The sequence below is a fragment of the Micromonospora peucetia genome, from assembly GCF_900091625.1.
GTDB lineage: Bacteria > Actinomycetota > Actinomycetes > Mycobacteriales > Micromonosporaceae > Micromonospora > Micromonospora peucetia.
The window spans coordinates 5,534,269-5,556,789 of record NZ_FMIC01000002.1; the positions used below are offsets into that span (position 1 = coordinate 5,534,269).

The 22,521-nt window shown below is 72.4% G+C and carries 25 protein-coding genes; 10 read left to right on the forward strand and 15 right to left on the reverse strand.

Going from position 1 to position 22,521, the window contains the following annotated elements:
- Positions 1-91: 91 nt before the first annotated feature.
- The 3 genes from GA0070608_RS25005 to GA0070608_RS25015 all read right to left on the reverse strand — a co-directional run bounded on the left by GA0070608_RS25005 (position 92) and on the right by GA0070608_RS25015 (position 1,820).
- Positions 92-820 carry an SDR family oxidoreductase gene (locus GA0070608_RS25005; RefSeq protein WP_091630915.1) on the reverse strand — a complete coding sequence of 243 codons (729 nt, stop codon included), beginning with the start codon at positions 818-820 and terminating at the stop codon, positions 92-94.
- 68 nt (positions 821-888) lie between these two features.
- Positions 889-1,242 (reverse strand): hypothetical protein, encoded by a 354-nt coding sequence (locus GA0070608_RS25010; protein WP_091630916.1) that lies wholly within the window; start codon positions 1,240-1,242, stop codon positions 889-891.
- Positions 1,242-1,820 carry a helix-turn-helix domain-containing protein gene (locus tag GA0070608_RS25015; protein WP_091630917.1) on the reverse strand — a complete coding sequence of 193 codons (579 nt, stop codon included), beginning with the start codon at positions 1,818-1,820 and terminating at the stop codon, positions 1,242-1,244. The genes GA0070608_RS25010 and GA0070608_RS25015 overlap by 1 nt, the downstream gene beginning before the upstream one ends.
- A gap of 99 nt (positions 1,821-1,919) precedes the next feature.
- On the opposite strand from GA0070608_RS25015, the gene GA0070608_RS25020 reads away from it, so the two are divergent.
- Positions 1,920-2,381, forward strand: a complete 462-nt coding sequence (locus GA0070608_RS25020) for a peroxiredoxin (RefSeq protein ID WP_091630918.1) — start codon at positions 1,920-1,922, stop codon at positions 2,379-2,381.
- Positions 2,382-2,453: 72 nt separating this feature from the next.
- Positions 2,454-3,140, forward strand: coding sequence for a hypothetical protein (locus GA0070608_RS25025; RefSeq protein ID WP_091630919.1), 687 nt, complete (start codon positions 2,454-2,456; stop codon positions 3,138-3,140).
- A 57-nt stretch (positions 3,141-3,197) separates the two neighbouring features.
- On the opposite strand, the gene GA0070608_RS25030 is transcribed toward GA0070608_RS25025, so the two are convergent.
- Positions 3,198-3,659, reverse strand: coding sequence for a MarR family winged helix-turn-helix transcriptional regulator (locus GA0070608_RS25030; protein ID WP_091630920.1), 462 nt, complete (start codon positions 3,657-3,659; stop codon positions 3,198-3,200).
- Between the two features lie 100 nt (positions 3,660-3,759).
- Between GA0070608_RS25030 and GA0070608_RS25035 the strand changes: the two genes are divergently transcribed.
- Entirely contained in the window at positions 3,760-5,172 is a 1,413-nt protein-coding gene (locus tag GA0070608_RS25035) for an MFS transporter (RefSeq protein WP_091630921.1), read from the forward strand.
- 106 nt (positions 5,173-5,278) lie between these two features.
- On the opposite strand, the gene cydB is transcribed toward GA0070608_RS25035, so the two are convergent.
- Positions 5,279-6,277: a cytochrome d ubiquinol oxidase subunit II gene (cydB, locus tag GA0070608_RS25040; protein WP_091630922.1), complete on the reverse strand. Its 999-nt coding sequence runs from the start codon at positions 6,275-6,277 to the stop codon at positions 5,279-5,281.
- 15 nt (positions 6,278-6,292) lie between these two features.
- The gene (locus tag GA0070608_RS25045; protein WP_091630923.1) at positions 6,293-7,708 is read right to left on the reverse strand and encodes a cytochrome ubiquinol oxidase subunit I; all 1,416 of its coding nucleotides are present in this window, start codon (positions 7,706-7,708) and stop codon (positions 6,293-6,295) included.
- 196 nt (positions 7,709-7,904) lie between these two features.
- Between GA0070608_RS25045 and GA0070608_RS25050 the strand changes: the two genes are divergently transcribed.
- From GA0070608_RS25050 to GA0070608_RS25065, 4 genes are all read left to right on the forward strand, one after another.
- On the forward strand, positions 7,905-8,678 hold the full coding sequence (locus GA0070608_RS25050) for a lysophospholipid acyltransferase family protein (protein WP_091630924.1): 774 nt from the start codon (positions 7,905-7,907) through the stop codon (positions 8,676-8,678).
- Positions 8,679-8,727: 49 nt separating this feature from the next.
- Positions 8,728-9,489: a glycerophosphodiester phosphodiesterase family protein gene (locus tag GA0070608_RS25055; RefSeq protein ID WP_245715934.1), complete on the forward strand. Its 762-nt coding sequence runs from the start codon at positions 8,728-8,730 to the stop codon at positions 9,487-9,489.
- 16 nt (positions 9,490-9,505) lie between these two features.
- Positions 9,506-10,894 (forward strand): MFS transporter, encoded by a 1,389-nt coding sequence (locus GA0070608_RS25060; protein WP_091630926.1) that lies wholly within the window; start codon positions 9,506-9,508, stop codon positions 10,892-10,894.
- A gap of 85 nt (positions 10,895-10,979) precedes the next feature.
- Positions 10,980-11,693, forward strand: coding sequence for a thymidine kinase (locus GA0070608_RS25065; RefSeq protein WP_091630927.1), 714 nt, complete (start codon positions 10,980-10,982; stop codon positions 11,691-11,693).
- Between the two features lie 3 nt (positions 11,694-11,696).
- On the opposite strand, the gene GA0070608_RS25070 is transcribed toward GA0070608_RS25065, so the two are convergent.
- The 3 genes from GA0070608_RS25070 to GA0070608_RS25080 form a co-directional block, all read right to left on the reverse strand.
- Complete coding sequence (locus GA0070608_RS25070) at positions 11,697-12,155, reverse strand: Rv0361 family membrane protein (RefSeq protein WP_091630928.1); 459 nt, start codon at positions 12,153-12,155, stop codon at positions 11,697-11,699.
- 121 nt (positions 12,156-12,276) lie between these two features.
- Positions 12,277-12,924, reverse strand: a complete 648-nt coding sequence (locus GA0070608_RS25075) for a response regulator (protein WP_091630929.1) — start codon at positions 12,922-12,924, stop codon at positions 12,277-12,279.
- The gene (locus GA0070608_RS25080; protein ID WP_091636115.1) at positions 12,921-13,877 is read right to left on the reverse strand and encodes a HAMP domain-containing sensor histidine kinase; all 957 of its coding nucleotides are present in this window, start codon (positions 13,875-13,877) and stop codon (positions 12,921-12,923) included. Before GA0070608_RS25080 ends, GA0070608_RS25075 begins: the two co-directional genes overlap by 4 nt.
- Before the next feature lie 478 nt (positions 13,878-14,355).
- Here GA0070608_RS25080 and GA0070608_RS25085 point away from each other — a divergent pair, with 478 nt between their 5' ends.
- Positions 14,356-15,660 carry an ArsB/NhaD family transporter gene (locus tag GA0070608_RS25085; protein ID WP_091630930.1) on the forward strand — a complete coding sequence of 435 codons (1,305 nt, stop codon included), beginning with the start codon at positions 14,356-14,358 and terminating at the stop codon, positions 15,658-15,660.
- Between the two features lie 106 nt (positions 15,661-15,766).
- Positions 15,767-16,252, forward strand: a complete 486-nt coding sequence (locus tag GA0070608_RS25090) for a cation:proton antiporter regulatory subunit (protein ID WP_176733831.1) — start codon at positions 15,767-15,769, stop codon at positions 16,250-16,252.
- Between the two features lie 97 nt (positions 16,253-16,349).
- Here GA0070608_RS25090 and GA0070608_RS25095 read toward each other — a convergent pair whose 3' ends face one another.
- The 6 genes from GA0070608_RS25095 to GA0070608_RS25120 all read right to left on the reverse strand — a co-directional run bounded on the left by GA0070608_RS25095 (position 16,350) and on the right by GA0070608_RS25120 (position 21,212).
- Positions 16,350-17,348 (reverse strand): tyrosine-type recombinase/integrase, encoded by a 999-nt coding sequence (locus GA0070608_RS25095; protein ID WP_091630932.1) that lies wholly within the window; start codon positions 17,346-17,348, stop codon positions 16,350-16,352.
- 47 nt (positions 17,349-17,395) lie between these two features.
- On the reverse strand, positions 17,396-19,018 hold the full coding sequence (locus GA0070608_RS25100; protein WP_091630933.1) for an ABC-F family ATP-binding cassette domain-containing protein: 1,623 nt from the start codon (positions 19,016-19,018) through the stop codon (positions 17,396-17,398).
- A gap of 72 nt (positions 19,019-19,090) precedes the next feature.
- Positions 19,091-19,516, reverse strand: a complete 426-nt coding sequence (locus tag GA0070608_RS25105; protein ID WP_091630934.1) for an Hsp20/alpha crystallin family protein — start codon at positions 19,514-19,516, stop codon at positions 19,091-19,093.
- Positions 19,517-19,612: 96 nt separating this feature from the next.
- Complete coding sequence (locus GA0070608_RS25110; RefSeq protein WP_245715935.1) at positions 19,613-20,047, reverse strand: GNAT family N-acetyltransferase; 435 nt, start codon at positions 20,045-20,047, stop codon at positions 19,613-19,615.
- Between the two features lie 60 nt (positions 20,048-20,107).
- Positions 20,108-20,626, reverse strand: a complete 519-nt coding sequence (locus tag GA0070608_RS25115) for a DUF2087 domain-containing protein (protein WP_091636122.1) — start codon at positions 20,624-20,626, stop codon at positions 20,108-20,110.
- Positions 20,627-20,714: 88 nt separating this feature from the next.
- Entirely contained in the window at positions 20,715-21,212 is a 498-nt protein-coding gene (locus GA0070608_RS25120) for a MarR family winged helix-turn-helix transcriptional regulator (protein WP_091630935.1), read from the reverse strand.
- A 69-nt stretch (positions 21,213-21,281) separates the two neighbouring features.
- Here GA0070608_RS25120 and GA0070608_RS25125 point away from each other — a divergent pair, with 69 nt between their 5' ends.
- Positions 21,282-22,502, forward strand: a complete 1,221-nt coding sequence (locus GA0070608_RS25125) for an MFS transporter (RefSeq protein ID WP_091630936.1) — start codon at positions 21,282-21,284, stop codon at positions 22,500-22,502.
- Positions 22,503-22,521 lie beyond the last annotated feature (19 nt).

A 22,521-nucleotide genomic window follows, 5' to 3' on the forward strand; every position in this document is an offset into this window, starting at 1 on the left:
ACGCCTGCGACAGGAACCAGCGGCGCGGTCGTCGCCGACCGCGCCGGTGGGATTCTGATCTGGTCCAGGGTTTCCGGGGCTGGGTGGCGGGTCAGAGGCCGCCGGCGACGCGCAGGATGGTGCCGGTGGTGTAGGTGGCGTCGGGGCCGAGCAGCCAGGCGATGGCTCCGGCGACCTCGTCGGGTTCGCCGGGGCGGCCCAGCGGGATGCGGGCGGCGGCCTGCTCGGGTCGGTCGGGTTGACCGGACAGGGCGTGGATTTCGGTGCGGATGATGCCGGGGGCGACGGCGTTGACGCGGATGCCTCGGGGGGCGAGTTCCTTGGCGAGGCCGATGGTCAGGGCGTCGGTGGCGGCTTTGACGGCGGCGTAGTGGACGTACTCGCCGGGGCTGCCGAGGGTGGCGGCGACGGAGGAGACGTTGACGATGGCGGCGTCGGCGACCATCCGGCGGGCGGCCTGCTGGGCGCAGAGGACGTAGCCGATGAGGTTGACGTCGACGACGTCGCGCAGGTCGGTGGGGTCGAGGTCGACGAAGGCGCCGATGGGGCTGGTGATGCCGGCGTTGTTGACCAGGCCGGTGATCGGGCCGAGGTCGGCGGCGGCGTCGAAGAGGGCGGTGACGTGGTCGGGGTCGCGGGTGTCGGCGGGGACGGCGAGGCCGCGTACGCCGGTGGCTTCGATGTCGGCGAGCACGGCGGTGGCGGCGGTGTGGTCGCGGCGGTAACTGAAGGCGACGTGGTGCCCGGCGTGGGCGAGGCGGCGGGCGGTGGCCGCGCCGATGCCGCGGCTGCCGCCGGTGATGACGGTGACCGGTTTCATGGGCTTGTTCTTCTCCTGCTGTCTGACGGGCGACGTCACCGGGCGGCGCGTCGTGGGGTTGGTGGCGCTCAGGTGGCGTGGCGGATGGCGGCGGCGATGGTGGGTGCGGTGGGGTCGGACAGCAGGATCTCGTCGTAGCCGGTGGCGGTGCGGTCGACGGTGAGGTGCAGGCCGGGTTGGCCGGCGCGGGCGGACACGAGTTGTCGGGGTCCACCGAAGATGCCCCAGGTGCCGATCTTGACGAAGCCGGAGACGGTGAGGCCGCTGCGGGCGCCGCGGGCCAGGCGCAGCGGTTCGGCGACGGTGGTGACGTCCCGGACGGCGGTCAGGGGCACGGTCAGTTGTTGTCGCCTGGTCCACATCCGTTCGGCGGCGGTGAAGCGGATGTGGAGGTGGCCGGGTGTGAGGGTGGTGGTGGCCATCAGGTGGGTCCTTTCGTGGTGTCCGGGTCGTGGGTGTGGGGTGGGTCGACCGGCAGTAGGACGGTGGCGAGTAGCCGGGGCGTCCGGTCGGCGGTCGGTTCGTGGCGTACGAGTGGGAGCAGGAGTGCGCTGAGGTCCTGGCCGAGTCGGGCCAGTTCGGCGTCGCTGAGGTGCAGCACGAGTTGCTGGTAGCCGACGCCGTCGGCGGCGTAGTCGATGTGCTCGCGGTCGAGGTAGCGGGTGAACTCCGACAGCAGGCTCGACACGAAGGCGGTGAACCAGCGGGTGTGGTCGTCGCGGGTGGCGGCGGCGAGGGCGGTGGCGTCGGGTGTGATGCCCCCGTCGGGCAGCGCGTAGACGCGTTCGGTGGCGCCACCGACGCGTCGTTCCTCGGCGATCTCGATCAGGCCGGCCCGGACCAGGGTGGCCAGGTGCCGGTAGAGGGTCGCCTGGGGGACGTCGGGCAGGGCGGCGGCGAGGTCGCGGGTGGTGCGGCGGGCGCCGGCGACGGCGCGCAGGATCCGGATCCGTACCGGGTGCAGGGCCAGGTCGGACCATCGGTTGGGCGAGGTGTCCACGACCCAGACGTTATCATTCTCAATAGTGATAGCGGTAGCGGGAGGCAGGATCGCATACGCTTCGGCGCACTGCGGTGTCGACGGTGGAGGTGCGCGAAAGTGGCGGGTGTGGGTGTCGGGGACGTGGTGCAGGACTTCGAGCTGCCCGACGAGACGGGCACGCCACGGCGGCTGTCGGAGTTCCTGGCCGCCGGGCCGGTGGTGCTGTTCTTCTATCCGGCGGCGATGACCCGGGGGTGCACGGCGGAGAGCTGCCACTTCCGGGATCTGGCGGCGGAGTTCGCGGCGTTGGGCGCGAGCCGGGTGGGGATCAGCCGGGACCCGGTGGCGAAGCAGGCGGAGTTCTCCCGGCAGCACGGGTTCGACTATCCGTTGCTGTCGGATGCGGACGCGACGGTGGCGGATCTGTTCGGGGTGCGGCGGCGGTTGCCGCTGGGCGCGCTGAGTACCCGGCGGATGACCTTCGTGATCGGCACCGACCGACGGGTGCTCGAGGTGGTCCACAGTGAGCTGAACATGAACGAGCACGCGGACGCGGCGTTGCGGGCGCTGGGGGGTTGATCTTCCGCTTGTCGGGCCGGACTGGTATCAAGGCAGGCGTCTGAACAGGTGTACGAGGGGAAGAGGTTGCTGATGGGTGCCGCTGGCCAGGGTTTGTCCACTGACGAGGTGCAGAACATCCGGGAGTCGCTGGCCGCGGGTCGCAAGCCGAAGGTGGTGTTCACCGCCTCGGCGGGTCAGATCGCCGGCCAGGTGGGTCAGGTGGTGGAGCTGACCGACCCGGCGGTCTCGGACGAGTTCGTGGTGGTCCGCTTCGGTCGCGACGAGTTGCCCTTCTCCCCCACCGACGTGGCGGTGGCGCCGCGGGGCGCCGGACGCAAGGCGGCGGAGCCGCAGCCGGAGCCGCAGGTGGAGGCAGTGCCGGCGGAGCCGGAGTTCGTGTTGGACCGGCCGCGGGAGCCGGCGCCGAGGGAGGAGCCGAAGGTGGAGACGACGGACGCGAAGCCGGCACCGGCGCGGCGGCCGGTGAAGGCGGTGAAGCCGAAGGGCCCGGCGGGGCTGACGGTGACGCTGGCGTACGCCGACGGTGAGTGGACGGTGGCGGCGCAGCAGGGCAGCAAGTCCCTCGCGAAGCCGTACGTGGTGAAGCCGGCGGAGGCGCTGCGGATGGTGGCGCTGGTGGACGTGCCGGGGGTGCACGAGGCGGTGGAGCAGATCATGGGTGCCGAGCGGGCCGAGGCGGAGCAGCAGGCGGAGAAGCTGCGCGCGGAGCTGGCGGAGATCGAGGCGCGGTTGGCGGAGTTGCGCGAGGCGCGCTGAGCCCGGTGGTACGGCGGCGGGGTGGGTGGCACGATCACCTGCCCCGCCGCCGCGTGTTCAGCGCCGTGGCCGGGTGTGGTGGTCCAGGAGTTTGCCGAGCAGGCGGGTGAGCTGTTCGCGTTCGGTGCTGGTGAGCGGGGCGAGCAGGGTTTCCTGGACCTCGGCGAGGGCCTGCCCCATGCGGTGCAGTTCGGTGCGCCCGGCGGCGGTCAGGGTGATGACGTTGCGGCGCCGATCGGTGGGGTCGGGGGCGCGGACGACGAGATCGCGGGCGGTGAGTTCGTTGACGGTGGCGACGACGTCGCTGCGGTCGATGCCGCCGCGGCGGCCGAGGTCGGCCTGGCTGGCGGGGCCGAACTCGTCGAGGGTGGCGAGGACCCGGTAGTGGTAGCCGCGGGCGCCGACGCCGGCGAAGCTGTCGCCGACGAGCCGGCTGGCGTGGGCGGCGGTCTGGGTGAGTAGCCAGCTAGGGGTGGTGCGCAGCCGGGCGGGGGGTTCCTGCTCGCCGATGTGGTGCATGGGGTGAGCCTACCGTAATCGTTGGTGGGACCCACTATTGCTGTTAATGTTGGTCGCACCAACGTTGGCGCTACCAACATTTTCGGTGAAGGGATCCCTCATGTCCGCAGCCACCGCGACCGCTCTGCCGGCCGCGACCGATCGACGCCGCTGGCAGGCCCTGGGCTGGGTCGCCACCGGCCAACTCATGATCGCCGCCGATGCGACGATCATGAACATCGCCCTGCCCACCGTGCAGCGCGACCTGGCCCTCTCCCCCGCCCAGACGCAGTGGGTCGTCACCGCCTTCGCGCTCTGCTACGGCGGGTTCCTGCTGCTCGGCGGGCGACTGTCGGCGCGCTGGGGCCGCCGCCGCTGCCTGCTGGTCGGCCTCGGCGTCTTCGCGGCGGCCTCCCTGCTCGGCGGACTGGCGCAGGGCCCGGCCATGATCATCACCGCCCGGGCGTTGCAGGGCCTCGCCGGTGCCCTGTTCACCCCCTCGGTGCTTGCCCTGATCGGCACCGCCTTCCCCGCCGGCGCCGCCCGGGCCCGGGCGTTCGGCCGCTACGGCACCGTCATGGGCAGCAGCACCGGCGTCGGCCTGCTGCTCGGCGGCGTCCTCACCGACCTGGCCGGGTGGCGGTGGAGCCTGCTGGTCGCCGTCCCGATCGCCGCCCTGGCCGCCGTCGGAATCCTGCGTACCGTCGACGACGGGCCCGGCCACGGCGGCGCGCCGGTCGACCTGGTCGGCGCGGTCCTGGCCACCGCCGGGCTGATGACCCTGGTGTACGGGTTCAGCCGGGTCGAGGCCGCCGGCTGGGGCACGCCGTCGACCCTGGGCGCCCTCGCCACCGGCACCGTCCTGCTGGCGGCCTTCATCGCCACGCAACGGCGGGTGGCGCACCCGCTGCTACCACCGCGGGTGGTCCTCGACCGGCGGCGCGGCGGAGCGTACCTGGCGGTGCTGGCCATGGCGGTGGGCAACTTCGCCGCGTTCTTCTTCCTCACCTTCCACCTACAGGACGTGCTCGGCTTCCCGCCCGTGCTGGCCGGGCTGGCGTTCCTGCCCTACACCGTGGCCATCGTCGTCGGGGTACGCGTCGCCCGCCGGCTGCTCGCCGACGCACCGGTGCGTCGGCTGCTGGTGCCCGGCCTGCTGGCCACCGCGACCGGGCTGGCCCTGCTCGGCCTGCTGCGCCCGGACAGCACCTACCCGACCCTGCTGCTGCCGGTGATCGTGCTGCTCGGCCTGGGCAACGCACTCGTGCTGGCCACGGCCAACAGCGTCGCCACGCAGAACACCGGTCCGGACGCCGGCGTGGCGGGGGCCACCGTGATGACCGCGATGCAGGTCGGCTCGTCGCTGGGCGTGGCACTGCTGGGCAGCGTCGCCGCAGCGGTCACCGACGGCCACGGCGGCACCCACACCGAGGCCACCGTGCACGGCTACGCGGTAGCGGGCCTGGTCGCCGCCGTGATGCTCACCGTGGCCGGCGTGATCGTGCGCGCCGTCCTCGGCTCCGGGCGCCGGTGACGTGACGGGATGCGGCCAGGGGGCCGACGCGGAAGAAGTGTCGCGTCGGCCCCCTGGCCGGTGCGGGTGGCGGCGGCGGGGCCCACGGCCACCCGGCGGGGGCGGGTCAGTGCTGCGGGATGTGGGCCACCCCGATGCGCTTGCGGAACACCCAGTACGTCCAGCCCTGGTAGGCCAGCACGATCGGGGTGAACACCACCGCCACCCAGGTCATGATCTTCAGGGTGTAGGGGGTGGAGGCGGCGTTGGTGGCCGTCAGCGTCCCGGCCGCGTCGAGGGTGGAGGGCAGCACGTTCGGGAACAGCGCCGCGAACAGCGTCGCCACGGCCAGCGCGATCGCCACGGCGGTGCCGGTGAACGCCCAGCCCTCGCGGCGTACCCGGGCGGCGGCGAGACCACCGAGCAGGGCCAGTGCCGCGCCGACGGCGAACACGACGGCGGCCGGGCTCGAACGGATGGTCAACGTCCAGCTCAGGAACGCCACCGCGAGCACGGCGGTGGCCACGCCCAGGCGTACCGCGAGCGCGCCGGCGCGCTCGCGGACGTCGCCGACGGTCTTCAGCGCGATGAACACGGCGCCGTGGGTGAGGAACAGCGCCGCGGTGGTCGCGCCGCCGAGCAGGGCGTACGGGTTGAGGAGGTTGAGCAGGCCGCCGACGTACTCGTGCTCGGCGTCCAGTGGCACGCCGCGCAGGATGTTGGCGAACGCCACGCCCCACAGCACCGCCGGCACCGTCGAGCCGATGAAGATCGCCATGTCCCAGCGGCGCTTCCAGGACGCCTCGGGACGCTTGTGGCGGTACTCGAAGGCGACCCCGCGGATGATCAGGGCCAGCAGGATCAGCAGCAGCGGCAGGTAGAAGCCGGAGAACAGGGTGGCGTACCACTCGGGGAACGCGGCGAACATGGCGCCGCCGGCGGTGATCAGCCAGACCTCGTTGCCGTCCCAGACCGGGCCGATGGTGTTGATCAGGACGCGGCGTTCCTTGTCGTTGCGGCCGAGTACGGGCAGCAGCATGCCGACGCCGAAGTCGAATCCCTCGAGGATGAAGTACCCGGTGAACAGGACCGCGACGAGCAGGAACCAGATGGTGGTGAGTTCCACGGTTGTCTCCGGTGATCAGTAGGCGAACGCGAGCGGGCGCTCGGCGTCGTCGTCGGTGTCGTCGGTCTCCGGCGCCGGGGTGAGGTCGGGCACGCCGGCCTTGGCGTAGCGCAGCAGCAGTTTGACCTCGACCACGGCGAGGGCGGCGTAGATGAGGGTGAAGGCGGTGAACGAGGTGAGCACCTCGGCCATGGAGACGCTGCGGGACACGCCGTCGCGGGTGAGCATCTCGCCGAAGACGATCCACGGCTGGCGACCCATCTCGGTGAAGATCCAGCCGAAGGAGTTCGCCGCGAGGGGCAGCAGCGGCATGACCAGGCCGGCGCGCAGCAGCCACTTGCTGGTGGGCGTACGGCCCTTGCGCTGGCTCCAGAGCACCAGCAGGGCGATCGCGGCGGCAGCCATCCCGAAGGCGATCATGAAGCGGAAACTCCAGTAGGTGACCGGGATGATCGGGGTGTAGCTGCCGGCGCCGTACTGCGCGGCGTACTGGGCCTGCAGGTCGTTGATGCCCTGCACGGTGCCGTTCGGGTCGCCGGTGCCCAGCCAGGACAGCAGGTGCGGGATCTTGAGGGCGAACACCTCGCGGCTGCCGTCGAGGCTACCGATGGTGAGTACGGAGAACGAGGCGGGCGACTCGGTGGTGTAGAGGCCCTCGGCGGCGGCCATCTTCATCGGCTGTACCTCGGTCATGATCTTGCCCTGGATGTCACCGGTGAAGGCGACGGCGGCGGCGGAGATCAGGGTGACCCAGGAGCCGAACTTCGCGGCGAACCGGTAGGCGGGGGTGTCGGCGGAGTCGCGGTTGCGCACCAGGTGCCACATGGCGACGGCGACCAGCAGCGAGCCGGCCACCAGGAACGCGCCGGCGATGGTGTGCGGGAAGGTGATCATGGCGACCTTGTTGGTCAGCACGGCCATGAAGTCGGTGAGTTCGGCGCGGCCGGTGTCGGGGTTGATCCGGTAGCCGACCGGGTTCTGCATGAACGAGTTCGCCGCGAGGATGAAGTACGCGCTGAGGTTGCTGCCGATCGCGGCGGCCCAGATGGCGGCTAGGTGCAGCCGCTTGGGCAGCCGGTCCCAACCGAAGATCCACAGGCCGATGAAGGTCGACTCGAGGAAGAACGCGACCAGCGCTTCGATAGCCAGGGGGGCGCCGAAGATGTCGCCGACGAAGCGGGAGTAGTCGCTCCAGTTCATGCCGAACTGGAACTCCTGCACGATGCCGGTCACCACGCCCATGGCGAAGTTGATCAGGAAGAGCTTGCCGTAGAACTTGGTGAGCTTCAGGTACTTCTCGTCGCCGGTGCGGTGCCACATCGTCTGGAGGATCGCCACCAGCACGGACAGGCCGATGGTCAGCGGTACGAAAAGAAAGTGGTAGACGGTGGTGACACCGAACTGCCAGCGGGCGACGTCCAACGCGTCCACCAGTAACCCCCCAGGCTGTGCATACTACGAGACGTAGTAGATACTACTGCTCGTCGTAGACGATCCGGCAGGGGCGGGGGTCCCGAAGCGACCCGGGACCAATGACCCTGATCACCACTGCCGGACGGCCCGGTCGCCGGGCGAGGCGTGCCCCGCACCCCACGACCGGGGTCCCGCATGCGACCATTGCGCGCTGATGGACACCACCCGGCCGACCTGGCAGCCGCCGCTGATCTGGCGCGCCGCACAACTGTTCGCCCGCCTCGTCGTCGCGATCGTGGCCCGGCTGGAGGTCAGCGGCGACGTGCCCGCGGCACTGCGCCGGGGCCCACTGATCCTGGCCGCCAACCACATCAGCCCGTTCGACCCCGTCGTGCTCGCCGCCGCCTGCCGCACCCGGGGCGTCGCCCCGCGGATCATGGCCACCGGCGGGCTGTTCCGTACCCCCCTGATCGGCACCGCGATGCGCCGCGCCGGGCACCTGCGCGTCGACCGGGGCACCGCCGCCGTCGGCCGCGCCCTCGACGACGCCGCGGCGGCGGTCTCCGCCGGCTCGGTGATCCTGGTCTACCCGGAGGGCCGCATCGGCCTGGACCCCGGCATGTGGCCCGAACGCGGCAAGACCGGCACCGCCCGCCTCGCCCTCACCTGCGGCGCCCCGGTGATCCCGGTCGCCCAGTGGGGCTCGCACGAGGTGGTGCCCTACCGCGCCCCGAAGGGACTGCCGCGCGGCGTCGCCCGCGCGGTGTGGCACCGCCCGGTGCTGCGCGTGCACTTCGGCGACCCCGTCGACCTGGCCGACCTCACCCACGGCGCACCCGGCGCCGCCCGCCAGGCCACCGACCGGATCATCGACGCCGTCACCGATGCCCTCGGGCCGCTGCGCCCCGACGAACCCGAGCGCCCCCGGCACGTCGACCCCGGTCGACCGACCGACACCAGCCGCTCGCACCGCCGGCCAGCCGGCTGATTCACGGGTGGCCATCGGGCGGCCACCGGAGGCCGGGCATACTCCCCGCGTGGACCACGCCTACCTCGACGGCCCCGCACCGCTGGCGTTCGCCCACCGTGGCGGCGCCGCCGAGGGCGACGAGAACACCGCCGCGGCGTTCGCCCGCGCGATCGGGCTCGGCTACCGGTACGTCGAGACCGACGTGCACGGCACCGCCGACGGCATCGCGGTGGTCTTCCACGACGCCACGCTGACCCGGGTCACCGGCGAGCCGGGGCGCATCGCCGACCTGCGCTGGGCCGACCTGGCCTCGGTACGCGTCGGCGGCGCCGCCGTGGTCCCCCGCCTCGACGAGGTCCTCGACGCCTGGCCGCAGGTGCGGTTCAACATCGACGTCAAGGCCGACGGCGGCGTCGATGCGACCGTGGCCGCCGTCGGGCGTGCCAAGGCCGGCGACCGGGTGCTGCTGGCCTCGTTCAGCGACGCCCGGCTGGCCCTGCTGCGCGTCCTCACGCAGGGACGGGTCGCCACCAGTCTCGGCATGCGCGGGGTGGCCCGGCTGCGGATGGCCTCCCTGACCGGGCGGGCGCTGCGACTGCCTCCGTCGGTGGTCGCCGCGCAGGTGCCGGTGCGTTACGGGCGGGTGCCCGTGGTGGACCGCCGGTTCCTGCGGTATGCCCACCGACTCGGCCTGCACGTGCACGTCTGGACGATCGACGAACCTGCCGAAATGCACGAGTTACTTGATCTTGGGGTGGATGGCATCATGACCGATCACGTCGGCGTGCTGCGCGACGTCTACCGCAGCCGCGGCCACTGGGCCGCCTGAACGCCGAAGGACCCCGATGGCCGAGACCGTCACCCCCACGGTGGGCGACACCCCCGCCCCGGCGAGCACCCGCCGCGAACGCAGCGGCTGGTACTTCTACGACTGGGCGATGTCCGCCTTCTCCACCACCGTCATCACCGTGTTCCTCGGCCCGTTCCTGACCACCGTCACCGAACTCGCCGCCGGCTGCGAACTCGGCGCCGACACCTGCTCCGGGTACGTCTACCCGCTCGGCATCAAGGTCGCCGCCGGCTCGTACTTTCCGTACCTGGTGTCGTTGTCGGTGTTCCTCACCGTGTTCGTGCTGCCGATCATCGGCGCGATCGCCGACCGGTCGGCACACAAGAAGCGGCTGCTCGCCGCCGCCGCGTTCACCGGCGCCGGCGCCACCATCGGCATGCTCTTCGTCACCGGCGACCGGTACCTGCTCGGCGGGGTGCTGTTCATGGTCGCCAACATCGCCTTCGGCGCCGGAGTGGTGGTCTACAACTCCTTCCTGCCACAGCTCGGCGGCCCCGACGACCGCGACGGCATCTCCAGCCGCGGCTGGGCACTGGGCTACCTGGGCGGCGGCGTGCTGCTGGCGCTCAACCTCGTCGCGGTCAGCATGCTCGGCGAGGAGGGCAACCACCACCGCACCCTCGACCTGGCCCGCTGGTCGATCGTGTCCGCCGGCGTGTGGTGGGCGGTGTTCACCCTGGTCCCGCTGCGCTGGCTGCGGGAGCACCCCACCGCCGCCGCGCTGGCCGGCGGTAACCCGGTCACCGACGGGTTCCGGCAGCTCGGCCGCACCCTGCGCGAGATCAAGGCGTACCCGCTGACGCTGTTCTTCCTGCTCGCCTTCCTGGTCTACAACGACGGTATCCAGACCGTCATCGCCCTGGCCAGCCAGTACGGCACCGAGGAGCTGAAGCTCGGGCAGACCACCCTGATCATCACGATCCTGCTGGTGCAGTTCCTCGCCTTCGGCGGCGCGCTGCTGCTCGGCGCCCTCGCCAAGCGCATCGGCGCCTGGAAGACCGTGCTGATCAGCCTGGTGCTGTGGACCGGGGTGATCCTCGGCGCGTTCCGGCTGCCCGCTGAGGCGCCGCTGCCGTTCATGATCCTCGGCGCCGCCATCGGCCTGGTGCTCGGCGGCAGCCAGGCCCTGAGCCGGTCGCTGTTCAGCCAGCTCATCCCCGCCGGCAAGGAGGGCGAGTACTACGGCTTCTACGAGATCAGCGACAAGGGCACCAGCTGGCTCGGCCCGCTGGCCTTCGGCATCGTGTTCCAGCTCACCAACTCCTACCGGGTGGGCCTGGTCTCCCTGCTGATCTTCTTCGTCGTCGGGTTCCTGCTGCTGCTGGCCGTGCCGATCCGCCGGGCCATCGTCGCCGCCGGCAACACCCCGCCCCGGGTGCTCTGAGCCGGGCGGAGCGCGCCGGGGGGTCCGGACCGGGCGGACCGCGCCGGCCTGATCGAGTGACGTCGATCGGCTAGGCTGCCCGACCGTGACCGACCACGCCGCCGCCCCGACCTGCCTGGCGCACCCGCCGCTGGGCCCCGACGACTCCCCCGCCCGATGTGCCGCGGCGCGGGGCGTGGACGGGCGTCCGCTACACGCGGCGGCGTTGAAGTTCTTCTGGGGGCCGATGGACTGCGGCAAGTCCACGATGGCGTTGCAGATGAACCACAATCACGCCCGGCAGGGCCGCCGCGGCCTGGTCACCACCCGCATCGACCGCTCGCTCGGCCCACAGGTCACCACCCGCATCGGCCTCGCGCACGAGGCCATCGAGGTCACCGACGAGGTGGACCTGCGAACTCTCGTGCGCGACAACTGGGCCGAGGGCGTCCGCGTCGACTACCTGATCTGCGACGAGGCGTCGTTCTACAACCTGGAACACATCGAGCAGATGGCCGAGCTGGTCGACAGCTACGACGTCGACGTGTACGCGTTCGGGCTGGCCACCGACTTCCGGTCCTGCCTGTTCCCGGCGGCGCAGCGGCTGTTCGAACTGGCCGACGAGGTGGCCCGCATCCAGGTCGAAGTGCTCTGCTGGTGCGGCCGGGAAGGGCTGCTCAACGCCCGGGTGGTCGGCGGCCGGGTGGTCCGCGAGGGCCAACAGGTCGTGATCGGAGACACCGTGGACAGCGCCGACGTGCGCTACCAGGTGCTCTGCCGCCGACACCACCGCGCAGGCGAACTCGGCCCTGGCCGCTGACGGTCAGTACGGGTCACCGCACACCCGCCAGTCCCCGTCCTCCCGCACCACCGACAGCTTCCGCTCCTCGGTGAGGCCACTGTCACGGGTCAGCCGCACCGCGACCGTGCCGCGCGGGCTGCCACCCCGGGTCGCCACCGACACGTCAACGATCTCGTAGCCGTTGACCACCGGCGGGGTGCGCAGCCAACTGGTGAACCCGATCGGGCTCCACCGGCTGCGCGCGTCGGCGCAGAGCCGGTCGTACGCGCCGTCGGTGTCGCCCGCCGCCACCGACCGCAGGAACCCGTCGGCGGTCTCCCGCACCGGGCCGCTGGCCTGCGTGACCACCTGCACGTTCCAGGCGCCCAGCCCGGCCACCCCGATGCAGCACAACAGCACGGTCACGCCCGCGAACACCAGGCCGGTACGCGCCGGGCGGTGCCGACGGGCCGGCCGGCTCCACGGCTGCTCAGCGCCCACCCGTCGACCGTAGAGAACCGGCGGGCCCGCCCGCAGGAAAGTCGGCTCTGTCGCCCCCGCCGCCGTGTCGTCCCCGCGTCGTACGGCCGGATCGGGGTCCGGCCCTGCCCGCCGAGTTCGCTCACGGCTCGATGAGCCCGGCCCGGATGGCGTAGCGGGTGAGCTCGAGTCGGTCTTTGAGGCCGAGTTTCTGCAGCAGGTTGGCCCGGTGCCGCTCGACGGTCTTGACGCTTATGAACAGCAGGCGGGCGATCTCCTTGGACGAGTGACCCTCGGCGACGAGCTTGAGGATCTCCTCCTCCCGCTCGGTGATGGCCCTGGCCGGCAGGCTCTCGCCCCGTGCCGTGCGTTCCAGGTAGGTGCGGATGAGGGCGTTGATGGCGCCGGGATAGAGGAACGGTTCGTCGCGTACGGCCGCGCGGCAGGCCTCCACCAGGTCGCGGTCCGCGACGGACTTGAGCACGTAGCCGTTGGCGCCGACCTTGAGAGCTTCGAAGAAGTACTGCTCGTTGTCGTACATCGTCAGGATGAGGATGCGCAGGCCCGGCTGCTGCCGGGACAGCTCCCGGGCCGCCTGCAGGCCGGTCAGCCGTGGCATGGCGATGTCGAGGATGGCCAGGTCGGGGCGCTCGGTCTGGGCCAGGGCGATGGCCTCGGCGCCATCGCCGGCCTCGGCGACGACCGTCAGGTCCGGTTCGCTGTCGAGGATGAGGCGCACGCCCCGGCGCACCAGGGCGTGGTCGTCGGCGAGCAGGATGCGGGTGGTCACGGCCGGCCCTCCCGGTCACCGACCGGCACCCGCAACCGCACCTCGGTGCCGCCGGCCGGGCCGGGCGCCACGGCCAGCTGGGCGCCGATGAGCAGGGCCCGTTCGCGCATGCCACGCACGCCGGCGCCCTCGGCGGCGTCGCCGATGCCCCGGCCGTCGTCGCGGATGCGCAGCTGCACGTGGCCCGGTTGACGGACCAGGGACAACTCGACGGTGGTGGCCCGGGCATGCCGGACGGTGTTGGTGAGGGCCTCCTGCGCCACCCGGTAGAGCACCAGTTCGACCTCGCCCTCGAAGACAGGCAGGTCCGGGTCGAGGTGCTGGCGCACGGACACCTCGGTGTGCCCGGTGACCTCCGTGACGAGCGCCTTGAGAGCGCTGGTCAGGCCGAGTTCCTCCAGCACGCCGGGGCGCAGCCGCCGCGCGATGCGGCGGATCTCGTCGAGGCTGTCGCGGGTGGTCTCCTGCACCTGGGCGAGCTGGGCGCGGACCGGTTCGGGAGCGTGCCGGGCGACCTGTTTGAGTTCGAGCAGGACCGCGGTCAGGGTCTGGCCGACCTCGTCGTGCAGTTCCTGGGCGACGCGGCGACGCTCGGCCTCCTGGGCGGACAGGGCGCTGGCGGCGCTGGAGGCCCGCTCCGCCTCCAGCCGGTCGATCATGGCGTTGAAGGCGCGGATCAGGTCCGCGATGCCGGCCTGCCCGGCCGGGACCGGGCGGGGCTCGGGCTGGAGCAGGTCGATGGTGGTCATGGCCCGGGTCAGCCGGTGCAGCGGCGCCAGGCCGACCCGCAGCAGCGCGGCGTTGGCGACAAGCATCGCGGCGAGACCCACGGTCAGGACGACGGCCTCGGTGAGCAGGACCGGGGTGGACACCGTGACCGGGCCGAGCAGCAGCAACATGGCGGCGACGAGCACGGCGGCGTTGAGCAGGAAAATCCGCCAGAACAGCGACACGACGGTGCCTCCCCTTCCGGCCCGGATCCGACGCCGTCCGGCGCCGGCAGTTGTCTGCGGGTCGGACCGCGACAGGCCGGCACGCTTCGCGGCGGTGGTCACCCTCATCATGGTCAGCCTGTCGGCCGGGGCACGTCCTGTAAATGCGTGCCCACACCCATTATTCCGAGCCCGCCGGGCCGCCGAACAGCCTGGTCACCGGTAGGGCCGGCGGCAAATGGGTGTCAGCCCCGATGTCGACCCGCGCCGCAGCGATGACCATGAACGCGAGACCGGGGCCGGGAGCCGCTCCGGGCTCCGATTCCCCCTGCCCGGCTCCGCCCCGACGCCGTCCGTGCGGACGTCGCCCACCGTGCCGAACCCCGGAGGATCCTGTGAACCGTCATCTCATGGTGGCCGAGCCCACACCACCGGAAGCCGCCGTCACGGTCACCTGCGCGCACCGCCTGCCCGGCGCGGAGAACGGCCCGCCGGGTGGATGCCCGTGAGCGCCTGGCCCGCCCTCGCGGCGATCGTCATCTTCACGGTCGCGTTCGTCTTCATCGCCACCGAGAAGATCAACCGGGTCGCGGTGGTGCTGGGCGCCGCCGGCCTGATGGCCGCGCTCGGGCTCGTGCCCGGCTCGGACGTGTTCTACTCGCACCAGGCCGGCATCGACTGGGATGTCATCTTCCTGCTGCTCGGCATGATGATCATCGTCGGGGTGATCAAGCAGACCGGTGTCTTCGAGTTCCTGGCGATCTGGGCCGCACAGCGCTCCCAGGGACGGCCGTACCGGCTGATGGTGCTGCTCGTCGTGCTCACCGGGGTCACCTCGCCGTTCCTGGACAGCGTCACCACGGTCATGCTGGTCGCCCCGATCACCATCTCCGTGTGCCGCCGGCTCGGCATCCCCGCCGCGCCGTATCTGATCGCCGAGGTGTTGGCCGCCAACATCGCCGGCACGGCCACCCTGATCGGCGACCCGCCCAACATCATCATCGGTAGCCGGGCCGGGCTGAGCTTCAACGACTTCCTGTTGCACATGACCCCGGTCGCGGTGCTGATGTTCCTGGCGTTCCTGGTGCTGGCGCGGGTCATGTTCCGTCGGTCGTTCGTGTACCGCCCCGAGCGGTTCGAGGCCGTGCGCGACATGGACGCCCGCGCCGCCATCACCGACCCGAAGATGTTGACCCGCTGCCTCGTCGTGCTCACCCTGGTGATCGCCGCGTTCATGCTGCACACCGTGATCCACGTCGACGTGGCCGTCGTCGCGCTGCTCGGCGCCGGCCTGATGATCCTGGTGACCAGGGCCGACCGGGCGGCCTACCTCGGCGAGGTCGAGTGGCCGACTCTGGTGTTCTTCACCGGCCTGTTCGTGATGGTCGCCGGCCTGACCGAGACCGGAGTGATCAGCCGGATCGGCGAATGGGCCAGCGACGCCGTCGACGGCAACTACTCGGTGGCGGCGGCCGGTCTGGTCTTCGGCTCGGCGGTGCTCGGCGCGTTCTTCGACAACATCCCCTACACCGCGACCATGGCGCCGATCGTCGAGGGCCTCGTCGCCGGGACCCCGGATGCGGGCACCGGCCAGGCGTTGTGGTGGGCCTTCGCGCTGGGCGCCGACCTCGGCGGCAACGGCACGGCCGTGGCGGCCAGCGCCAACATCGTCGTGCTGGGCATCGCCGCCCGATCCGGCGAGCCGATCAGCTTCTGGCAGTTCACCCGGTACGGCATCGTCACCACGGTCGTGACCACCGTGATCGCCTGGGCGTACGTGTGGCTGCGCTACTTCGCGACGTAGCCGCCACCGGCGACGGGACGGACGTGCACCCCGCCCGCGCCGCTCGGCCAGCCACCTGGTCCGGCCGAGCCGGCCAATCCGCTCCGCAACACGACAGGAGGCAATGATGCAGATAGAACGTATGCCGCTGCCCGGCATCGGTGTCGGCTACACCCTGCACACCAGCGAAGGGCAGGTGCTCGGGGTCGTCTGCCACCGCAGCGGCCGGCGCGACATCGTCGTCTACGCGCCCGGTGACCCGGACACCGTCGAACGGTCCGTGGCACTGAGCCCGACGGAGGCGCAGGAGGTGGCCGAACTGCTGCACCCCGTCGCCACCATCGACCACGTCACGCACCTGGAACGGCACCGGGAGGCGGTCAGCGTCGCCGAACTGCCGATCACGGCCGCGTCGCCCTACGACGGTCGGACCCTGGCAGAGGCGGTGGCCCGCACCCAGGGGGTGAGCGTCATCGCCGTCATCCGCGGCGAACGCACGATCACCGCACCGGGGCTCGGGCACGTCCTGGCCCACGGCGACATCCTGATCGTCGCCGGGGGCCAGCAGAGCATCGGCGCGCTGAGCCGCGCGCTCGTGCACACGGACCCGTAGGCCGCCCGGCAGCACAGTCGCCGCGACCTCGCCGGTGTAAGGAAGGGCCCCTTCCTTACACCGGGTCGGCGTTGTAGGAGTTCGGCGCGTCGCCGACTCAGCCGCGGCGGCGGGCCCGGGCGGCCCAGATGGCGTACGCGGGGTCGCGGTCGAGGTTGTGCCGGTCCCGGTCGTAGCGGCGGGTGGTACGCGGATCGGCGTGGCCCATCGCGTCCTGCACGTCCTCCAGGGGCACGCCCTCAGCGCGGGCGGTGGTGGCGAACGCGTGCCGCAGCGAGTGCGGCGACAGCCGCGCCCACGCCGGGATGCCGGCCGTCCGGGCCAGCCGGCGCACCAGCCGGAACATCGCGTGCCGGTCCAGCCGGGACCCGCTGGCGGTGACCAGCAGCGGGCCGGTCAACTCGGGCACCGTCACGCCCTGCGCGGCGGCCCGCTGTGCCAGGTAGGCGTCGAGCGCGTACGCGGTGCCGGGGGTCAGGGCACGACGGCGGGGCTTGCCGCCCTTGCCGACGAACCGCACGCTGCGGTGACCCCGCTCGGCGCCGAGGTCGGCCAGGTCGAGCGAGACCAGCTCACCCACGCGCAGCCCGAGGTCGGCCAGCAGCGCGATCGCGGCCCGGTTGCGGACGGCGGTCGGCCCGGTGTCGGCCTCGGCGGCGGCGAGCAGCGCGTCGACCTCCTCAGGGGCGAGGCCCACGGTGGCGGAGTGGTCCCGGTCGAGCCGGGGACGGTCGGCGCCGGCAACCGGGTTGGCCTCGACCGCGCGCAGCTTGACCAGGAAGTCGTACCAGCTGGACAGGGCGGAGAGCCGGCGGGCGACGGTGGCCGGGGTGAGCGGCTTGCCGGTACGCACACCGAGCGTGACCTCCAGCGCCCGGCCGTACTCGTTGACGTGCAGGAAGTTCGCCTGCAGGGGGTCCAGTTCGCGTGCGTCGCACCAGGCGAGCCAGCCGGCGACGTCCCGCCGGTACGCGTCGCGGGTGTGCTCGGACAACCGCCGGTTACGCAGCCACGCCTCGGTGAAGTCGACGGGCCCGCCGGGCAGGGCCAGCGGAGTGGGCTGACTCGGCCGCGCCGGAGCGTTCGGGGAGAACATGCGAAAAAGGTTCTCAGCTTCGGGTCGGGAACGGGAGGAGGCGCGCCCTACACGATCGTGGCCACCGCCGGCTCCTCGACGACCCGCTGGTCGGCGAACCGCCAGCGCCGGTGGACACCGACCGCCTCGGCGAACCAGGCGTCGTGGCTGGCCATCACAAGTGTGCCCCGGAACTGCCGCAGCGCCTCCTCCACCACGTCGAGGGCGTCGAAGTCGAGATAGTTCGTCGGCTCGTCGAGCAGCAGCACCCGCGCCGGGCTGTTCACCAGCACCGCGAGCAGCAACCGGCGCAGCTCACCGGCGGAGAGCAGCCGCAGCGGCGCGTCCCACTGGTCCGCGCCGAACAGGTGGGCGTCGAGCAGGCGTTCGGCGTCGTCGACGTACACCGGCACCCGGGAGCGGAAGAAGTCGCGGACGGTGACGTCGGTACGCAGCGCGTCGTGGGTCTGCGGCAGCACGGCGATCCGCTCGCCCGCGACGGGGTCGTGGCCGCCGGCGAGGGCTCGCAGCAGGGTGGTCTTGCCGGTGCCGTTCGCGCCGGTGAGCAGGATCCGGTCACCTGTGCGAACGGTCAGGTCGACGCGGTCGAGCAGCACCCGGCCGCCGGCGCGCAACGTCAGGCCCCGCGCCCGAAACACCTCCCGGTCGTCGGTGGTCTCCTGCGGGAACGCCAGCGTCAGCGGCGGCCGGGTACGGGGCTCGGCGAGCCAACGGATCGAGTCCATCTGCCGGCGCAGCCGCCGCTCCCGAGCCTTGGCCTTCTTCGCCACCTTCTTGGCGTAGCGGCGCTGCTGGTCCGCGCCGAGGCCGCTGCGTACCGTCTCCTCCACCCCGCGGGCCTGCTGCTTGGTGCGGTCGATGTCGGCCAGCCAACGGCGGTGGTCCTTCTGCTGGGCCTCGTAGTCCAGCAGCAGCCGCTGCCAGCGGCGGATCTTCTCCGCCCGGTAGTCGGTGTAGCCGCCGGTGTAGGTCTGCGGCGCCTCGTGGATGCCGTCCAGCTCGACGATCCGGGTCACCGTGCGGTCCAGGAACGCCCGGTCGTGGCTGACCACCAGCACCGCGCCGGGAAACGCCGCCAGCCAGTCGCCGAGCCAGGCGATGCCGTCAGCGTCGAGATGGTTGGTCGGCTCGTCCAGCACCAGCAGGTCGGGGGTGTGCAGCAGCACCCGGGCGAGGGTGAGCCGGGCCTGCTCGCCGCCACTGACCCGGCGCAGCGGCGTGTCGTCGTGCAGGTGGTCGATGTCGAGGCGCTGACGGACCTCCGTCAGCCGGGCCTGCGCCCGCCAGCCGTCCAGGGCCGCCCACCGCTCCTGCGCGTCGCCGTACTCGGCGAGCACAGAGCTGTCGCCGTCGGCCATCCGCCGTTCGAGATCACGCAGCCGCGCGGCCAGCGGATCCAGCTCGCCGAGCCCGGCGGCGAGGAACTGCCCGACGGTGGCGTCCGGGTCCGGCACCTGCTGCGCGAAATAGCCGATCCGGATGCCGGGGGCCAGGGCGACGTGCCCGTCCGACGGCGGTTCCTCGCCGGTGAGGACCCGCAGCAGGGTGGACTTGCCCACTCCGTTCGGACCGACGAGGCCGACCCGGTCGCCGGCGTTCAGAACGAGCTCGACGTCGGTGAACAGCGGCTCGGCGTCGTAGTGCTTGCTGACGGACACGACCTTCAACACGGGTGATCCTCCGCGGGACGACGGGCGGGGGGCGGGTGGCCGCACCGGCCGTCCCGCCCCCCGGTGTCGGGATCAGGCGTTGATCTCCTTGCGACCGTTGCCGGTGGCGGTGACGGTGACCCGGCGGGGCCTGGCCCGCTGCGCGACGGGGATCCGCAGGGTCAGCACGCCGTTGTCGTAGCCGGCCTCGAGCCTGTCGGTGTCGAGGGTGTCGCCGAGGAAGAGCCGCCGGGTGAAGGTGCCCATCGGGCGTTCTGCGGCGACGAGCTCGACGTTGTCACCGGCCGGGCGCCGCCGCTCGGCGCGTACGGTCAGCACGTTGCGCTCGACCGTGCAGTCGATGCTGTCCGGATCGACGCCGGGCAGGTCAAGCACCGCGTGGAACCAGTCGCCGTCACGGTAGGCATCCAGCGGCATGACCGCGGGGCGCGCGGCGGTGCCGAAGAACTGCTCGGTGATCCGGTCGATCTCACGGAACGGGTCGGTACGCATCAGCATGGTCCAGCCTCCTCGGGTCTCCTGGCCGAAGGTCCTTGAGTTGAGCCGGAGCGACTCAACTCTCCCTTATGTGTTTAGCGCAGCCCGGCCGCGTCGTCAACTCAGGACCTTCTCGAACCAGTGCTCGGCATAGACGCCGTCGTTGAACGCCGGGATCTCCCGATAGCCGTGCCGGGCGTACAGGGTGCGGGCCTCGACCAGGTCGCTGCGGGTGTCCAGCCGGATCCGGGTGATCCCGGCGGCACTGGCCCGCTCCTGCACGGCGGCGAGCAGGGCCGCTCCGCCGCCGTGTCCGCGGTGGTCGGGGCGCACGTACACCCGGGTCAGCTCCGCCAAGCCCGGTCGGTACCGCAGCCCGACGCAGGCGGCCGGAACCCCGACGCGATACGCGACCAGCAGGATGCCGGTGGGCGCGGCCAAGTCGTCGCTCGGATCGTCGGCCATCGCCGCCGCGACCTCGCCCGGGCGGACCGGACGGCCGTGGTAGCGGCGGGCCATCTCCTCGAAGTACGCCTCAAGCAGGGCCGCCACCTCAGGCCGGTCGGGCCGGGTCGGGGCCGTCTGGGAGCAGACGGTTTCCGGTGCGGACGATCAGTCGCCGATGCGCCAGTAGACACCCTGCTCCCGGGCCATCAGCTGCTCGTCAACCAGGTATCGGCGCAGCGCCGCGTGGTCGCAGCCGCCGCGCTCGCACCAGTGCCGCAACACCTCGTCCACCGCCCGCTCGGGATAGCGCACCCCCGGTTCGAAGGACTTCGCCACGTGCGCCAGCACCACCCGCCGCCGGCCGCGCTGCGCCGGCAGGCCGGTCAGCCTGCCGTCGCTCACGAACGTGCGCAGCACCCGGTCGGTGGGGTCGTCGGCCGGACGGGGAACCGACGGCGTGCGGGCCGCCTCCCGCAGCCGGTCGGCGTCCACTCGCAGGTCACGGTCACCGCCGGTGACCAGGCCCGCGTCGACGAGCCGCCGGATCGCGGTGACCACCTGCCGCGCCGACAGGCCCGTCCGGCCGGCCACCGCCGGGGCGTCGGCGCCGCCCAGCACGATCGCCGCGAAGACCTGCCGCCGTACGTCGTCGGCGAGGGCCCCCGCCAGAGCCTGTGCTGTCATGCCGACCACCCTGCCAGCCGACACACGCGGGCCGCACGTCATTTCCGGCGGTACGGCCCGAGCGGCGGGCCGCCGTGCGCGAGGCCGGTCAGTCGCCCGGCTGATCGGCGCGCAGCACCACCCGGCGCAGCAGGTCGGACAGTTGCCGTCGCTCGTGCGGGGCGAGGGCGGCCAGCAGCCGGTGCTCCTCGGCGCCCCGCCCGTCCATGGCCCCGTGCCAGGCCGCCTGTCCCGACTCGGTCAGCTCCACGTCGACGCGCCGCCGGTCGGTGGTGGACGGAATCCGGTGCACGAAGCCGCGTCGGACCAGCGCGTCGACCCGGGCGGTGACGGAGGCGGGAGCCATCGCCAGGTCGCGGGCCAGGTCCGACGGGGCTGCCCGACCGCCCCGCCCGGCCAGGGCGTGCAGGGTGTCGTACTCGTGTCCGTGCAGGTCGAGGCCGACCAGGGTCCGCTCCTTGGCCTCGCGCAGGTGGCGGGTGAGGAACTGGATCCGGGTCACTGCCCCTTCGACGTCGGGGTCGAGCGTCGGCAGGATCGGTTGCCAGCGCTCGACGTGCCGGTCGACGTGGTCACGGTCGCTCATGCCGCCAAGCCTATGCCGACGCCGAAATATTCGCTGTCGAAAGATTCGACGTCGAATTACATTGTCCGGGTGACCCACCCCCTCCGCGTACGCCCGTTCCGGCTGCTCTTCCTGGGCCGTACCGTCTCCGCAGTCGGCGACGCCGTCGTGCCCACCGCCCTCGCCCTGGCCGTGCTCCGGGCGACCGGCTCCACCGGTGCCCTCGCCCTCGTGCTGGCCTGCGCGGTGGTGCCCCGCCTGCTCCTGTTGCCCCTCGGCGGCGTGCTCGCCGACCGTCTCGACGCCCGTCGGGTCGCGATCATCGCCGACCTCGTGCGCTGCCTCACGCAACTCTGCGTCGGCGTCGAACTGCTCGGCGACGCCTCGCTCGCCGTGATCGCGGTGGCCGCCGCGGCCGGTGGCGCCGCCGGCGCGTTCGCCCTGCCCACCGCCTCACCCCTGGTCGCCGGCACGGTCGAGGCGCCCCAGCGGCAGCAGGCCAACGCCCTGATGGGCGTCACCGCCAACGCCAGCCGCCTCGCCGGCCCCGCCCTCGCCGGCGCGCTGATCTGGGCCGTCGGACCAGGCTGGGCGTTCGTCCTCGACGCCGCGACGTTCGCGCTCAGCGCGCTGCTGCTCACCGTCGTCCGGATCCGCCACGTCCCGATGCCGAAACGGAGCGTCCTCGCCGACCTCGCACACGGTTGGCGGGAGGTCCGCAGCCGTGACTGGTTCTGGACCAGCCTGCTCGGCCACGGCGTGTGGAACGGCGCCGCCGCCGTCCTGACGACCCTTGGCCCGGCGATCGCGGTGCGTCGCCTCGGCGGCGAGGGCGTCTGGGTGCTGATGCTCCAGGCCGGCGCCGTCGGCATGCTCGCCGGCTCGCTGCTCGCCGCCCGGATTCACCCCCGCCGACCGGTGCTGGTGGCCAACCTCGGGCTGGCCAGCTACGCCGCGCCGCTGGCCCTGCTCGCCGTCGCCGCGCCCGCCCCGCTCGTCATCGCCGCCTACGGGGTCGCGCTGACCGCCCTCGGCTATCTCAACCCGGTCTGGCAGACCGTCGTGCAGGGCCAGTTCCCGCCGCACGTCCTCGCCCGCGTCACCTCGTACGACTGGCTGGTCTCCCTCGGTGCGATGCCGCTGGGTTACGCCCTCGCGCCCGTCGCCGCCCGGGCCTGGGGCGACTCGGTGCCGCTGCTCACGGCCAGCGCGCTGGTCCTCGTCGCCTGCGCGGGCACCGCCGCCGTGCCCGGCGTACGGCGGCTCACCGCGCCGCACGACGAGGTGAGCCGGCGCACGGTGAGCGCGTGACCGGTGGTGGTCACGACCG